Raw genomic sequence first — 15479 nt, forward strand, 5'->3', positions numbered from 1 at the left:
CAAGCGAAAGACCAAGTAAAAAAGTAAGGTATTATTTTTATACCCCTGCCTGACCAATATGCCTTATTAGAAAAACCCCTAAACATATAGTTAAATATTCATTTTTAGAATAAGAGATTTTTGGTACAGTAAGCTTACTTTTAATACCATCCAATATAACGGTCCATTATATGTATCAATATGACGCCATTGATCACCAACTTGTTGCGGAACGCGTAGCACAATTTCGTGACCAGACTGAACGTTTTTTAAACAAAGAGCTGAGCGAGCAAGAGTTCTTACCATTACGTTTGCAGAACGGTTTGTATGTTCAACGTTACGCACCTATGTTACGAGTCGCTATTCCTTACGGCATGCTTTCAAGCAAGCAACTAAGAACGCTTTCTGACATCAGTAGACGCTATGACAGAGGGTATGGTCACTTCAGTACTCGCCAAAATTTGCAATTTAATTGGCCAAAACTTGAAGAGGTACCGGATATTCTGGCGGAACTGGCCGCTGTAGAGATGCATGCGATTCAAACAAGCGGTAACTGCATTCGAAACACCACAACAGATCAATATTCTGGCGTTATCGCTGATGAAATTGTTGACCCTCGCCCCTATTGCGAACTCATCCGTCAATGGTCTACTTTCCACCCAGAATACGCTTTTTTACCTCGTAAGTTTAAAATTGCGGTTAACGCAAACGAGAACTCAGATAGAGCCGCCACTCAGGTGCATGATATTGGTTTGCATATCAAAAAAAATGCCGCCGGTGAAATCGGCTTCAAAGTCATTGTTGGTGGCGGTCTAGGTCGTACTCCTATGGTTGGCGTTACTATCTGCGAATTTATTCCACGCGCGGATTTATTAACCTACTTAGAAGCCATTGTTCGCGTATACAATCAACACGGCCGACGTGATAATAAATACAAAGCCCGCATTAAAATTCTAGTTAAAGCTCTGGGTATAGATGAATTTCGTTTGCGCGTTGAAGACGAATGGAAACATATTAAAAACAACGAAAGCACTGTCCCGGCCGCTGAGTTTGAACGCCTACAAAGCTTTTTCACTGAACCAAGCTACGAAGCATTAACAGACAATCCAGGCGCGTTAACGGATAAGTTGGCCGAAAGTACTGGCTTTTCTCGTTGGTTTGAACGTAATACTTTCCCGCACAAAAAACCGGGTTATAGAATTGTTACGTTAACACTGAAAAAAGCCGGTCAAGCACCTGGAGATGCCACGGCAGATCAAATGGATAAAGCGGCTGATTTGGCAGATAAATACAGCTTCAGTGAACTGAGAGTTAGCCATGAGCAAAACCTCGTTTTAGCCGACGTTAGGCAAGACCAGTTGATCGAACTCTGGAACGACTGTAAAGAGGCTGGATTTGCCACACCAACTCTTGGTTTATTGACTGATATGATTTGTTGCCCTGGAGGCGACTTCTGCGCCCTTGCGAATGCTAAATCCATTCCAATAGCAGAGCAGATTCAAGCTGAGTTCGAGAATTTGGACTACCTCTATGACATTGGTGATCTGGATCTAAATATTTCTGGTTGCATGAATGCCTGCGGCCACCACCATGTCGGTAACATTGGCATACTGGGTGTAGACAAGAAAGGCGAAGAGTTTTACCAAATTTCAATCGGCGGCGCATCGGGTCATGATGCCAGCATAGGTAAGATCTTAGGACCATCATTTGCCCAGGAAGAAATCAGTCGTGTAATCCATAAATTGATTGATGTTTACATCGGCCAAAGAACACCAGAAGAGCACTTTATTGACACCTACCGTCGCATCGGAATCACACCATTCAAAGAGGCTGTATATGCAAAAGTTAATTAAAGATGGCTCCATCGTCGAAAATCAATACTCATTGATTCAAGATGGTGATTCGTACACAGACAGCAACGGCATTATTCCGGTCGATAAGTGGTTAGAAAAACCTGTCCCTACGGCTGGTGTATGGCTGAATAGCGACCAAAATCCAAACTTACTGAAAGACGTAGATTTAAGTCAATTCGCCGTAATTGGGGTAAACTTCCCTGCGTTTGTTGATGGACGTGGTTTTACTTATGCTCGACTGCTCAGAGAAAGATACAATTTCAAAGGAGAATTACGAGCCTTAGGCCATTTTATTCCAGATCAACTGGGTTATTTATTAAGAGTTGGCTTTAACAGTTTCGATTTTGCCAGCGAGGTAAATCTTGATTCTGCACTCAAACTACACAAAACATTTAATATTAAGTACCAAGGGGATGTCAGTGATCCAAGGCCTATTTTCCTTAAAAGATAGGTAGATATTTTCAGTTCACTGAAGTAAAACCTAGGTAATATGCGAAAAAGGCTCTTAACGAGCCTTTTTCTATTGCGTATTTCCTAACACCTCTTTATCGTATGTTTTGACTGAAGCTATTGATTGTTAAGGGTCTTATTGTGTTTTATAAATTTATTGTTGGTTTATTTCTATCTGTTGCGTTTTCATCTTCTCTAATGGCCGCGACAGCTTATGTTTCCGATATACAGTTTATTGCCATCAGGGAAGGGCAAAGCAACAGCTCAAGAGCCACAGAACGAGGTATAAAAAGTGGCACGCCTCTTGAGGTGCTATCCAAATCAGAAAGCTATACTCGAGTGAGAACGCCATCCGGTAATGTTGGCTGGGTAGCCAATTATTTCTTAAGTGACGATAAAGTAAGTCGAGATGAATTAGTTGACCTTCAGACACAAATAACATCTTTGTCAGAGACTAAGATCACTTTACAAGACAAACTTGACGATGCAACAGCGTTGGCTGACACGTTAAAAACGGACGTAACCACTCTGGCCATTGAAAAAGAAGCGATTGAAAAACGCTTAAATGAGCTGAACGAACTTACTCAAGAAGCCCAAGAAATAGTTAGCCGAAATAATGAAAATGTTTTTGCTATTGCATCACTTGAACAAAGACTTGCCAGTGCTGAAGAAAAAGCAGATCAACTGCAATCTTCCCACGAACAGAAATGGTTTCTGATAGGTGCCGGAACCTTAGTGGGTGGCTTGTTAATTGGTGTTCTTGTTCCCCTGAATCGTCGTAAAAAAGTCAACAACAGCTCTTGGTCATGAAATGGAAGCGTCCATTGTTCATTCGTTCTTTCTAATCTTTGCTGGGGCAGCGGTTATTGCGACCTTTGCCCTCTATACAAGACAACCTCTAATCATAGCTTATATTGCTCTTGGTGCCTTACTCGGACCATCGGCTTTAAGCTTGATTGATGAACCCGAACTTATGAACGATATGTCGCATATTGGCATCATCTTCTTGCTCTTTCTTTTGGGCTTGGACATGCAACCAAGCCACCTTATCAATATGCTTAAAAAGGCCTCCTGGATTGCGCTACTGTCATCCATAGCTTTTGCAAGTTTTGGCTATGTCATTGCCTACAGCTTTGGTTACACACAAACAGAGAGCATTATTATTGGCATTGCCATGATGTTCTCTAGCACGATTGTGTGTATTAAGTTATTGCCTACAACTGTCCTTCATCATAAACACACAGGAGAGTTGGTTGTTGGATTATTGCTTCTTCAAGACATCATCGCCATTGCTGTTTTATTAGTTCTGTACAGTATCAACGGTAAGGATGGTGGTGGAATCACTCAATTTATACTGCCGGTACTAGGCTTACCTATATTAATCGCTATTGCATTTGCGTTTGTTAAATACATTTTACTTAAACTTATCGCTCGCTTCGATCGCTTTCATGAGTACATATTTCTAGTCTCAATAGGCTGGTGTCTTACGACGGCCATCACAGCAGAAATGCTTGGTTTGTCGGCTGAAATGGGCGCATTTATTGGTGGCGTTGCTCTCGCAACCAGTCCAATTTCTCAATATATTGCCACTAATTTGAAACCATTAAGAGACTTCTTCTTAATTTTGTTCTTTTTTACCATTGGAGCAAGTTTTGACCTCAGCTTATTGGGCGCCGTCATAATTCCCGCCATTGCATTAGCGGTTAGCAGTGTCTTGTTGAAGCCTGTTGTCTTTAGATACCTCCTAAAAGGCCTCAAAGAAGATCGACAGACCTCTTGGGAAGTCGGCTTTCGTTTAGGCCAAGTCAGTGAATTCTCACTATTAATCGCCTATTTAGCCACCAGCATAGGCTTAATAGGAAATTTAGCCTCTCACGTAATACAGGCTACAGCCATTCTTAGCTTCGCTCTATCAACCTATGTGGTGATTTTAAACTACCCTTCTCCGATCGCAATTTCTGACAAATTGCGCAAAGATTGAATAAAAGTAATAAATATATAGAAAGAAATATGAATAAGCACACCTTATTAAGGATATCTAAACTTTCCATAGGATTTTTACGTTCAGTCGTCTTATAGTAGTGCCAATTATTTTGATATATGGAGCGCTCTACAATGGCAAATTTAAGTTCTGAACAGGTTACCTCTGTCCATCATTGGAATGATGGGTTATTTAGCTTTAAGACGACAAGAGATCCAGGCTTTCGCTTTAAGAACGGCCAGTTTGTTATGATTGGTCTTGAAGTGAACGCTCGACCACTGTTAAGAGCGTATAGCGTAGCCAGCCCAAACTACGCCGACGAACTGGAATTTTTCAGCATTAAAGTGCCTGATGGCGCTTTAACATCACGATTACAAAATATTAAAATAGGCGATAACGTCATTATTGGAGGAAAAGCAACAGGCAGCCTCATTGCGGACGATTTATTACCAGGCAAAAACCTTTTCCTATTATCCACAGGCACAGGGTTAGCGGCCTTTATGAGTGTTATTCAAGACCCAGAAGTATACGACCGCTTCGATAGAATCATTTTAGTACACGGGACTCGTCATATCGCCGACCTAGCCTACAAAGAATTTATTGAAAGCGAGCTACCTAGCAATGAATTTTTTGGAGAAGAGGTTAGAGAGAAGCTTACCTATTACCCAACGGTGACTAGAGAAGAATTTAAGAACCAAGGTCGCGTTACCGATTTGATGCGCTCCAATAAACTGACTCAAGATTTGGGCTTACCTGACTTAAACCCAGAAACAGATCGAGTTATGATTTGTGGGAACCAATCCATGTTAGCGGAATGCCGAACTATTCTAGATGAGCGCGGATTTACGATTTCCCCAAAAATTGGAGAAGCTGGAGACTACGTTATTGAGCGGGCATTTGTAGAACAATAACCTAAGCGACCTGGCCTATTTTGTTTTTTACTCGACTGACGCAAAATAGGCAAGCACTCAACAATAAGTCAAGAAAGCCGTAATGCCACCCTCTCAAGCTCATCATTTGTAAATTTCCGCTTAAAATAAGCCATAAAATAAGAAGATTAGCATTCTTCTTACAGACTAAGTAAAGGATCGCTTTTTCATTTGACATTTTTACTCTATAATCCCCCGTGAATTTGCATTATCAATTTCTTTACTTTCTATGAAAGCTGATTTATCACCTTTTGAAGGTAAGAAAATAATGGAATAACCAACGCGAGAGACATGAGAGAAAGGCTGATGTCTTTATCGCGACAATTTTTGTCCTTCACTTATTAGAGTAAAGTAATGGCTGACTTATCAAAATACAGAAACATCGGTATTTTTGCCCACGTTGATGCGGGTAAAACTACTACTACTGAACGTATTCTTAAACTTACCGGTATGATTCACAAAATCGGTGAGGTACATGAGGGTGAATCTACTACCGATTTCATGGAACAAGAAGCTGAGCGTGGTATTACCATCCAGTCTGCTGCCGTTACTTGTTTCTGGAAAGACCACCGTTTCAACGTTATCGACACTCCTGGACACGTTGACTTCACAGTAGAAGTATATCGCTCTTTGAAAGTACTTGATGGTGGTGTTGGTGTATTCTGTGGTTCAGGTGGTGTAGAGCCGCAATCTGAAACTAACTGGCGTTATGCCAATGAGTCAGAAGTTGCACGTATTATCTTTGTAAACAAATTAGACCGTCTAGGTGCTGATTTTTACCGTGTAACTAAGCAAGTTGAAAATGTATTAGGTGCAACACCACTAATCATGGTATTGCCGATCGGTACTGAAGATGAATTCTGCGGTGTTGTTGACCTATTAACGCGCAAAGCCTACATTTGGGATGAAACTGGGCAACCAGAAAACTATTCCGTTGAAGATGTACCTGCAGACATGGCAGATCAAGTTGAAGAATATCGCGAGATGCTTCTTGAAACGGCCGTTGAACAAGATGACGACCTAATGATGGCTTATATGGAAGGTGAAGAGCCTTCTCTTGAAGACGTTAAACGTTGTATCCGTAAAGGTACTCGCGACCTGGCTTTCTTCCCTACTTACTGTGGTTCTGCCTTTAAAAACAAAGGTATGCAACTTCTGCTTGACGCTGTTGTTGACTATCTTCCAAGCCCAACAGATGTTGTGCCACAAGACCTTACTGATGAAGAAGGTAATCCAAACGGTGAAAAAGCAATCGTTGATGCAAACGAGCCATTCAAAGCCCTTGCTTTCAAAATCATGGATGACCGTTTTGGCGCCCTAACATTCGTTCGTGTTTACTCAGGTACGTTAAACAAAGGCGACACCATTCTAAACAGCTTCACGGGCAAAACAGAACGTGTAGGCCGTATGGTTGAAATGCAAGCCGATGACCGTAAAGAGATCAGTACGGCGCAAGCCGGTGACATCTTAGCAATCGTTGGTATGAAGAACGTACAAACTGGTCACACTTTATGTGATGTTAAACACCCTTGTACTCTTGAAGCAATGGTATTCCCTGAGCCTGTTATCTCTATCTCCGTTACACCTAAAGATAAAGGTGGTAACGAGAAAATGGGTATTGCAATTGGTAAAATGGTGGCAGAAGATCCAACATTCCGTGTTGAAACTGACCAAGAAACAGGTGAAACTATCCTTAAAGGTATGGGTGAGCTTCACCTAGACATTAAGGTTGATATCCTTAAGCGTACATACGGTGTTGATCTTGTTGTTGGTCAGCCTCAGGTTGCTTATCGTGAAACCATCACTCGTGAAGTTGAAGACTCTTATACTCATAAGAAACAATCTGGTGGTTCTGGTCAATTCGGTAAGATCGATTACCGTATTAAACCAGGTGAAGCAGGTTCAGGCTTTAAATTCTCTTCTTCTGTTGTTGGTGGTAACGTTCCTAAAGAATTCTTCCCAGCTGTTGAAAAGGGCTTTAAGTCTATGATGGAAGAAGGTACTTTAGCCGGTTTCCCTGTTTTAGACCTTGAAGTTGAACTTTATGATGGTGGCTTCCACGCGGTTGACTCCTCTGCAATTGCTTTTGAAATTGCCGCTAAAGGTGCTTTCCGTCAATCTATGCCAAAAGCGGGCCCTCAGTTGATCGAACCAATCATGAACGTTGACGTCTTCACTCCTGACGATCACGTTGGTGATGTTATCGGTGACCTTAACCGTCGTCGTGGTATGATCAAAGACCAAGAGAAAGGCGTAACAGGCGTTCGTATTAAAGCTGACGTACCTCTATCTGAAATGTTTGGTTACATCAGTACACTGCGTACAATGACTTCTGGCCGTGGTCAATTCTCTATGTTGTTCTCTCATTACCTACCTTGCCCAAATTCTGTGGCAGAAGTGGTGATTGAAGCGCAAAAAGCGAAAAAAGAAGAGAAGTAATTTTCTTTAGCGATCAAAGTTAGCGAATAAAAAGCCGATTCATTGAATCGGCTTTTTTTGTACATTTAAGGCATCTAGTCGTCTAATACGGCATTGGATAGCGCTTATAAACCGCCATAACGTCTTCTAATACAGCTTCTGATAGCGGATTTTTAAACGCATCAATGTCTTCTTTTAGCTGAGACATACTTGTCGCGCCTATAATAGTAGAGGTGACACCGTCAACCTGGTCACACCAAGCTAAGGCCAGATGAGCTAATGAAAGGTTATGCTTTTTAGCGACCTCTAAATAAGATTTTACCGCTTCATTCGCAAGCTCTGTATCTCTAAATAATCCATGACGTTGAGCAAATCCCCATCGACTCCCTTCAGGTCTAGCACCATCTAAGTATTTACCTGTTAAAGCACCTGTAGCCAAAGGTGACCAAGGTAAATAAGCCACATCTTGGTGAACACAATTTTCGATCAAATATGGCCAATCTTTAGCATGCAATAAACTGAATTCATTTTGAATTGACACAGGTTTTGGTAAATTATGCTTGTCACTTAGTCTAAGAAACTCATTAATTCCCCATGGAGTATCATCAGATAAACCAAAATGACGAATTTTACCCGCTTTAATACAGTCATCTAAACCATACAATATATCCAACATACCATCACTTTCTTTCGCCGCATCAACACAACTAAACTGCAACATATTAGGATGGTGCTTGGCAAAATGCGGGCTAGTACGATTTGGCCAATGAAGTTGATACAAATCGATATAATCTGTTTTGAGTCGCGCCAGTGACGTATCAACCGCTTCTATAATCGTTTTACGACTAATAGGAGATCCATTCCGAATATAAGATAAACCAGGGCCGGCTATTTTAGTCGCTAAAACAAACTCGTCACGACGCGCGGCATTTCTCTCAATCCAATTACCAATAATAGCTTCTGTTTTACCATAAGATTCTGCAGTTGGAGGCACCGAGTACATCTCTGCCGTATCGATGAAGTTAATGCCTTCACTTAATGCGTATTCAATTTGTTCATCGGCTTCGGCCTGAGTATTCTGGGTACCCCAAGTCATCGTTCCCAAGCAAACCCTAGAGACAGACAATCCACTACGGCCTAATGGAGAAAATTTCATGTATCACTCCTCAAATAAACTCTCAAAAAATAGTCTCTACTAAAATAGAAAAACTATGACAAACAATAATATACACTTCATTATCATTCAATGAACAGGCGTTTCAAATTTTTTGTCTGTCAAGGTGTTCAAAAATGCGAGTAGAGCGTCTATTTTTTGATCCGTAAGTGCAGGTCCCTTCTCCAATTCTTTTAAATTGACGGTTTCAGGCCATTCGGCTTGATCCCATTCAACCCCAGTTTCTGGGTTAACCGTTCGACTAGGGTTATTAAAGTGATCATAAAATTCAATCACAGTTCTTAACTCTTTAAAAACACCGTTATGCATGTAAGGCCCTGTAACAGCAACATTTCGTAAAGTAGGCACTTTAAATTTACCTTTATGGCGTGCATCGGTCACTCTTGGATTCAGCCATAAACCCGCATCTTTCTTACCCATTGAGTTATCTTTCTCTCTGACCTGAGAATTTTCTGGAATCCCAATGTTTTCATAATGGTAATTAGTAAAGGTTTCTCGCTCATAAAACGGTGATGCGTTTAACTGATGACATGCATTACAATTAGTAAACTGCTGAGAGAAAAACAGTGTCCTGCCCAACTCTTCTTCGGCCGTGAATGTCTCTTCACCTCTTAATACTCGATCGTATTTAGCATCAAAAGGCATAAACAACTCCGTTTCTTCAAACGCCATAATGGCTTGCGTCATTGCGGTATACATAAGAGCGCTATCTTCAAGTACAGGATGACCAAAAATCTCTTCAAAGCGCTTTTTGTAAAATGTATTTTCCTTAATTCTGATCGAGACAGCCTCTTCACTTTCCATACCCATTTCAATTGGGTTTAGGGGAGGCCCCCCTGCTTGCCCTGCTAGAGTCGATTCTCTGCCATCATGAAACTGACCACCAATATAATCGCCAACCGTATTTGTATGAAAGGCCGGAATAAGAGCCGCATAAGCAGCCGTAGGAGCATTACGATCTCCTAAGGAACTGTTGTCAGAGCCTAATGATACCGCCCCATAAACACCATTTTCACGATCATCTACAAAACCTTTTTGAGGGTTATGACAAGTCGCACATGATTGATTACGATGCTTCGATAAATTCACATCGAAATACAGTACAGCACCTAATTGTGATAACAACTCTTGCTTCTCTTGATTTTGGACTAACGCCTGCTTAGAACGCTCTTGAAGTGGACCGCTCTCACAGCCAATCAATCCACAGGCCGCAAAAATAAGTAAGCTTACTTTGATATTTAACATATTGACTCTTTAAAGGTGAATGTAAATCATTATGACCTAATTTTTATAGCAAAAAAAACGCGATTTAATCGCGTTTCTTTAAAATACCCATATTATTTGATTTTCATCATTTTTCTGGCAAAGTTACATTCAATTCTAGAACAGAGCAGTCGTCTGTATTGTCTAACTGAATTTGAACATCATTATCATCTACATGCACATATTTACGAATCACAGCGATGATCTCTCTTTGCATCTGTGGTAAATAATCAGGCTGCTTACGGCGGCCTCTTTCATGTGCAACAATTATTTGTAACCGCTCCTTAGCAACCGATGCAGAGTTAGCCTCTGATTTACTTTTAAAATAATCAAATATACCCACTCTAACCTCCAAGCAGTCGTTTAAAGAATCCCTTTTTTTGCACATCAAGGAAACGTAATGGTCTTTCTTCACCCAATAATCGTTCGACAGCGTCATCGTAAGCCATTCCAGCTTCTGACTCTGTATCTAAAATTACAGGCGTACCTTGGTTTGACGCTTTCAAGACCGCTTCAGATTCAGGAATAACACCCAGCAACGGAATAGCCAAAATCTCTTCTACATCACTCACACTCAACATTTCACCAAGCTCAACTCTCTCAGGATTGTATCGTGTCAGCAACAAATGCTCTTCAATAGGATCATGACCTTGCTCAGCTCTTCGAGACTTACTTTGTAAAATACCTAATATACGATCAGAATCTCTTACTGAAGACACTTCTGGATTGGTGACAACAATAGCAATATCAGCAAAATACAAGGCCATCTGGGCGCCTTTTTCGATACCCGCTGGAGAATCGCATACAATATAGTCGAATTGAGTTGATAACTCGTCCAATACCGTTTGAACACCCTCTTCACTCAACGCATCTTTATCTCTCGTTTGAGATGCCGGTAAAATGAATAAGTTTTTCGTGCGCTTATCTTTTATGAGCGTTTGGCTTAAGGTCGCTTCTTTATTAATAACATTTACAAAATCATAAACGACACGTCGCTCACAACCCATTATTAAATCAAGATTACGCAAACCAACATCAAAATCAATGATGACGGTTTTGTGACCTTTTAATGCCAACCCGGTTCCAATTGCCGCACTGGAAGTGGTTTTACCAACACCACCTTTACCTGATGTGACCACAATAATTTTTGCCAATGCTGTATCTCCCAATGACTGTTATGAGTCTATGTTTAAGCGTTTAAATAGGGTCTAACTACTTGCACTATTTATAACGCAAGAATGTCTAAATTGTCGTCTTTCATTAATACTTGAGCCGATTCTTTCCAAATAATACTTTGTAAAGCATCACTTAACATAAAGTTTCCTGCAATTGAAACCAATTCAGCCTCCATGCTTTTACAAAAAATCCGCGCATTTGTGTCGCCGTTCACACCCGCCAGCGCTCGTCCACGAAGGGCACCATATACATGAATATTACCCTCGGCTAGCACCTCAGCACCAGCACCAACATGAGTAAGAATGACTAAATCACCTTCAGAGTAAACTTGTTGGCCTGAGCGTATAGGTTTTGTGATAACTTTTGTTGGTTGCGTGACTACTTTCTCTTGTACCACAGTCTTTACAACAATATCAGGGTTTTTATCTGTATCAACAATTGGAGGAGTTATCGAACGCGTTTTACTTGGAGGCAACAAAGGCAAATGAAAATCATCATGCCATGCGGGCAAACCAGCCCCTACACTGCGCCAGCCAATCGGTCGAAAGCCTAATTCTGTTACTTGAGAAACCAGAGTATTCAATTCGGTTAAACTCATGTCTCCCTCAAGCTTAGACACATCAATTATCAGTGGTGCTTGGCTAAAGAAATGCGGCGCTTGACTGATTTTTTCACTGATTTGATTAATGACACCAGGAGATGAAAACTTATGCAGCTCAAGTAATACTGTTGTAACGACACTTCCTTTTAAATGGAAGTCTGTTTCTTTCATGCACACGTTCCTTTTATCTTGCAAGAATGCATTGATTATTAAACTTAATAGTTAGCTGCTTATTTTAACAAGCTAAGAAATTAATGAAAGCATTACTGCTTTTAAGAGAAAAAAACACCCTTTTTTCATGAAACTGACAATTCCCATAAATAAAACACAAGATACAAAAGAATAATGACACCATGTTGACTTCTTACAGCACCATTTAATCAGACAAATAATAGGATACGGTTGACACCACTCGTACTTTTTTTATGTGAAGATTATTATTGTCTCTTGAGCTGATACTAAACTGCCCTTGAGAAGCAGTACGAATTTTACCCAAGCTACTTTTAGAGTCTGATGCAAATTTTTCTGCGACCTCTCTCGCCTTTTTCGTTGCTTCTTCAATCATTTCAGGTTTAATTTCATTTAATCGGGTGAAAATATATTCAGTTTGGTAGGAATAATCATTTCCATTAAAGACAATCCCTTGCTTACCCAAAGCGGAAATCCCTCCCATCGTTCGTCGGACAGCATCAATATTATTAGAATAAACCGTCACGGTTTGAGTGGCTGTGTATCGAAATAATGCTTGTGTTTGCCCCCCATATTGCTGAGCGGACTTATCTATAATGGATGGCGCTGAAAAAGTAATTTCATCAGAGTTAACCCCCTCAGCTTCAAGATAATCACGAATTTTATCTGTATTTAAATCGATAGTTTGATACAACGCACCCAAACTGTTATCCGCTACCGTAAATTGAATAGGCCAAATAATAACATCGGCTTTATACTCTCTTTCAGATAGACCTTTAACTGTAACTTGGCGCTCGTATTCCTTATAGCGAATGGCCGCCTCACCCAATAGATACCCTAAAGAAGACAACCCCAGAATGAAGCAAGTCCCTAAAAACACCGAATTAAACCTTGTTAAGTTAGTCATATAGAGCCATCCACCTTACGTTAATCGATTCAAAGTGAGTTAAATTAACACTACAGGTTAGCATTCACCAGTACTCACAAAACATCGTCAAAATCGAAACTTAACTATTCGCTGTGATTTTTTGAAAACGCAGAGACACCTTCGCCCCTCCTAAAACGCTTGATTTATCAATTATCAACAGAGCGGATACCCATTCAGCTATCCGAGAGACAATAGCCAGCCCCATTCCGTGACCTTTTATTCCATGCTCACCTTTCCAAAAAGGCTTCACAACCTGTGCTCTTTGCTCTTCAGGTATTCCCGCGCCATCGTCTTCAATTGAAAATAATGCGCTCTGCCCTTCTGTTTTCAATGAAACGATTATTTTAGAGCAAGCATGTTTCATAGCATTACTCATAAGGTTATTCATCAACATAGCCAGGTAACGTCGGTCGGCCACAATGCTAATAGAGTCTTGATCTAATTGATATTCTATTTCTTTATCTTCCATCTCATGAACAGTAAATAACGATCGTATAAACTGATTTAGATCGATCACTTCATTATTGAGCACCACATTTGACTCATCCAATCGAGCGTATCGTAACAAGGTATCCACTAATGATTCCATTTCCTCTAGATCACAACTAATTCTAGCTAAATATTTGAATCGTGTTTTTAGATCACCCACTTCTTCAAGAGCATCGATACCAAAACGTAGACGAGCAAGAGGCGTCTTTAAATCATGGGAAACCGCTCGACTGAGCATTTTATTGTCGCTGATTAATCGTTCAATACGATCGGCCATGCGATTAAATTCCGTTTCAATATCCGCTATATAAGATATCTTACCTTTAGTAACCCTAGCGTCTAAATCTCCTTTACCAAACGCTCTCGCCGCACTTCTTAAAATGATTAATCGTCCTATTAAAGGAGACAGCCAAACTAATAATATAACAACAACACCGGTATAGAAGGCCAGGGTTAACATCAGGTTTATATTCAAGATGGATGTTTCATTGGTCGTGTTAATGAAGAGTAATGTCATCACTTTATGGCTTTTTTTCATATAAAAATGCAAAGAGACATCGCTTTCAGATTCCAGAATAAGAGGATCGCCTTTTTCGAACCCCTCAGACAAACTGCCCGGTATAGGAAAATTCACTCTATCCTGTAAACTCACCGACAAATGACTTATTTGCTGCCATTGCATCAGAAAGCTTTCTCGACTAGCTGGATCCATGCGATCAAGAGTAGTCGCTAAGTCATGACCCATCGACTTATAAAAGCTAAACTCTTCCATTGATTTGTTATCATCCATTCCATGATAAACTTCATTAATCAACCACCCAAGTCCAATGACGGCCGACACAACAACAAAAATCAAGGAAACAGTGAGTTGCTTCATTTACAAAAAACCTTCTAGTTTTACCATGCGTCGGCGGCAAATAAATACCCTTTTCCCCAAACTGTTTTTATCCTGTAGGGTTGATTTGCATCATCTTCGAGCTTCTTACGTAGACGCGAAATCCTAATATCAATAGATCGGTCAAAACCATCGTAATCAATTCCACGTAAACGCTGCACTAACTCGGCTCGACTGATCACCTTCCCAGCCTCTGAAGCTAAAATCCAAAGCATATCAAATTCATTACTGGACACCGCCACTGGCATCCCATTCAAAGAAACACTTTTTGAAATAGAGTCAATTTTTAATCCTCCAAACATTCTTACAGCTAGCTGGTCGGCCTCACTGCCTCGTCGAAGCAGTGCCTTTATTCTCGCTAATAAAATTCTTGGTTTAATCGGTTTACTAAGGTAATCATCTGCTCCCAGCTCTAGCCCAAGCACTTCGTCACTCTCTTCAACGCAAGCTGTCATCATTAAAATAGGCAAAGGGTAAAATTTTCGAATGTCTTTACAAACATCGAAGCCATTTTTCACAGGCAGCATAATATCAAGTAGAACCAAATCAGGATGATCGGCTTCAACAAGCTCTACCGCTGTATCACCTCTATTAGCAACGCTTACTTCATACCCATGGTCTACTAGGTAGTCACTAATCCACTCAGATAAAGAGGGATCATCTTCAACCACCAATATATGCTCACTTGTTTTTGACATTTTGAAGCCTTTATACAGTTAATTTTAATAACGTTCTAATAAGGTTGGACGCCATTAAAATAAACGCCATTCGCTGTAATTTTTCCGATCGTTTTTGTAAACCCAAGCCACTTTTATTTTTGTTTCAAATACGACATCACCATTACCTTTACGACGAATCTGATAAACCGTGCTGCGGTCTAATTGAACCTCTTTCTTATAGGAACCTATTCCTTTATCGCGCCAACACACTAAAGGCTGAGGCCTTGGTTGCTGGAACAAACAATATTCACCAATATCAGAAACCTTCCAACGAAAAGTGAGGGATTGGTAGCATGTTTGCCCCTTTCTTAATGCAATGCAACGATTCGGTTCTACTTTGAAGAACAAAGCTTGCTCTTCAGCAAATATTGGTAAGGAGATGAGAGACAAGAATAAGCTTGATATTGTTACGAACATCGATAAATTAGTCGTCAC

The 15479-nt window shown here is 40.5% G+C and carries 15 protein-coding genes; 6 read left to right on the top strand and 9 right to left on the bottom strand.

Annotated features, from left to right (window positions below; genetic code table 11):
* The first annotated feature begins 170 nt into the window (after positions 1-170).
* The 6 genes from IEZ33_RS11695 (at position 171) to fusA (ending at position 7631) form a co-directional block, all read left to right on the top strand.
* Complete coding sequence (locus tag IEZ33_RS11695) at positions 171-1832, top strand: nitrite/sulfite reductase (RefSeq protein ID WP_191600235.1); 1662 nt, start codon at positions 171-173, stop codon at positions 1830-1832.
* A complete protein-coding gene (locus IEZ33_RS11700) occupies positions 1816-2283 on the top strand; it encodes a DUF934 domain-containing protein (protein WP_191600236.1) in 468 nt (155 codons plus the stop codon). Before IEZ33_RS11695 ends, IEZ33_RS11700 begins: the two co-directional genes overlap by 17 nt.
* Positions 2284-2423: 140 nt before the next feature.
* A complete protein-coding gene (locus tag IEZ33_RS11705) occupies positions 2424-3092 on the top strand; it encodes a TIGR04211 family SH3 domain-containing protein (protein ID WP_240009514.1) in 669 nt (222 codons plus the stop codon).
* Position 3093: 1 nt separating this feature from the next.
* Complete coding sequence (locus IEZ33_RS11710) at positions 3094-4263, top strand: cation:proton antiporter domain-containing protein (RefSeq protein WP_191600237.1); 1170 nt, start codon at positions 3094-3096, stop codon at positions 4261-4263.
* Positions 4264-4397: 134 nt separating this feature from the next.
* Positions 4398-5174 carry a ferredoxin--NADP reductase gene (locus IEZ33_RS11715; RefSeq protein ID WP_191600238.1) on the top strand — a complete coding sequence of 259 codons (777 nt, stop codon included), beginning with the start codon at positions 4398-4400 and terminating at the stop codon, positions 5172-5174.
* Between the two features lie 372 nt (positions 5175-5546).
* Entirely contained in the window at positions 5547-7631 is a 2085-nt protein-coding gene (fusA, locus tag IEZ33_RS11720; protein ID WP_191600239.1) for an elongation factor G, read from the top strand.
* Between the two features lie 82 nt (positions 7632-7713).
* Here the strand turns inward: fusA and IEZ33_RS11725 are convergent, their stop codons facing one another.
* The 9 genes from IEZ33_RS11725 to IEZ33_RS11765 form a co-directional block, all read right to left on the bottom strand.
* Complete coding sequence (locus tag IEZ33_RS11725; protein ID WP_191600240.1) at positions 7714-8766, bottom strand: aldo/keto reductase; 1053 nt, start codon at positions 8764-8766, stop codon at positions 7714-7716.
* Between the two features lie 87 nt (positions 8767-8853).
* Complete coding sequence (locus IEZ33_RS11730) at positions 8854-10029, bottom strand: cytochrome-c peroxidase (RefSeq protein ID WP_191600241.1); 1176 nt, start codon at positions 10027-10029, stop codon at positions 8854-8856.
* A gap of 106 nt (positions 10030-10135) precedes the next feature.
* Positions 10136-10390, bottom strand: coding sequence for a cell division topological specificity factor MinE (gene minE, locus IEZ33_RS11735; protein ID WP_191600242.1), 255 nt, complete (start codon positions 10388-10390; stop codon positions 10136-10138).
* Between the two features lies 1 nt (position 10391).
* Positions 10392-11201, bottom strand: a complete 810-nt coding sequence (gene minD, locus IEZ33_RS11740) for a septum site-determining protein MinD (protein WP_191600243.1) — start codon at positions 11199-11201, stop codon at positions 10392-10394.
* Between the two features lie 71 nt (positions 11202-11272).
* On the bottom strand, positions 11273-11995 hold the full coding sequence (gene minC, locus IEZ33_RS11745) for a septum site-determining protein MinC (RefSeq protein ID WP_191600244.1): 723 nt from the start codon (positions 11993-11995) through the stop codon (positions 11273-11275).
* A 205-nt stretch (positions 11996-12200) separates the two neighbouring features.
* Positions 12201-12920 (bottom strand): SIMPL domain-containing protein, encoded by a 720-nt coding sequence (locus IEZ33_RS11750; protein ID WP_191600245.1) that lies wholly within the window; start codon positions 12918-12920, stop codon positions 12201-12203.
* Positions 12921-13020: 100 nt separating this feature from the next.
* The gene (locus IEZ33_RS11755; protein WP_191600246.1) at positions 13021-14307 is read right to left on the bottom strand and encodes an ATP-binding protein; all 1287 of its coding nucleotides are present in this window, start codon (positions 14305-14307) and stop codon (positions 13021-13023) included.
* A 20-nt stretch (positions 14308-14327) separates the two neighbouring features.
* Positions 14328-15023 (bottom strand): response regulator, encoded by a 696-nt coding sequence (locus tag IEZ33_RS11760; protein ID WP_191600247.1) that lies wholly within the window; start codon positions 15021-15023, stop codon positions 14328-14330.
* A gap of 54 nt (positions 15024-15077) precedes the next feature.
* Positions 15078-15479 (bottom strand): DUF3019 domain-containing protein, encoded by a 402-nt coding sequence (locus IEZ33_RS11765; protein WP_191600248.1) that lies wholly within the window; start codon positions 15477-15479, stop codon positions 15078-15080.

The organism is Marinomonas algicola, assembly GCF_014805825.1.
In the GTDB taxonomy this organism is placed as follows: domain Bacteria; phylum Pseudomonadota; class Gammaproteobacteria; order Pseudomonadales; family Marinomonadaceae; genus Marinomonas; species Marinomonas algicola.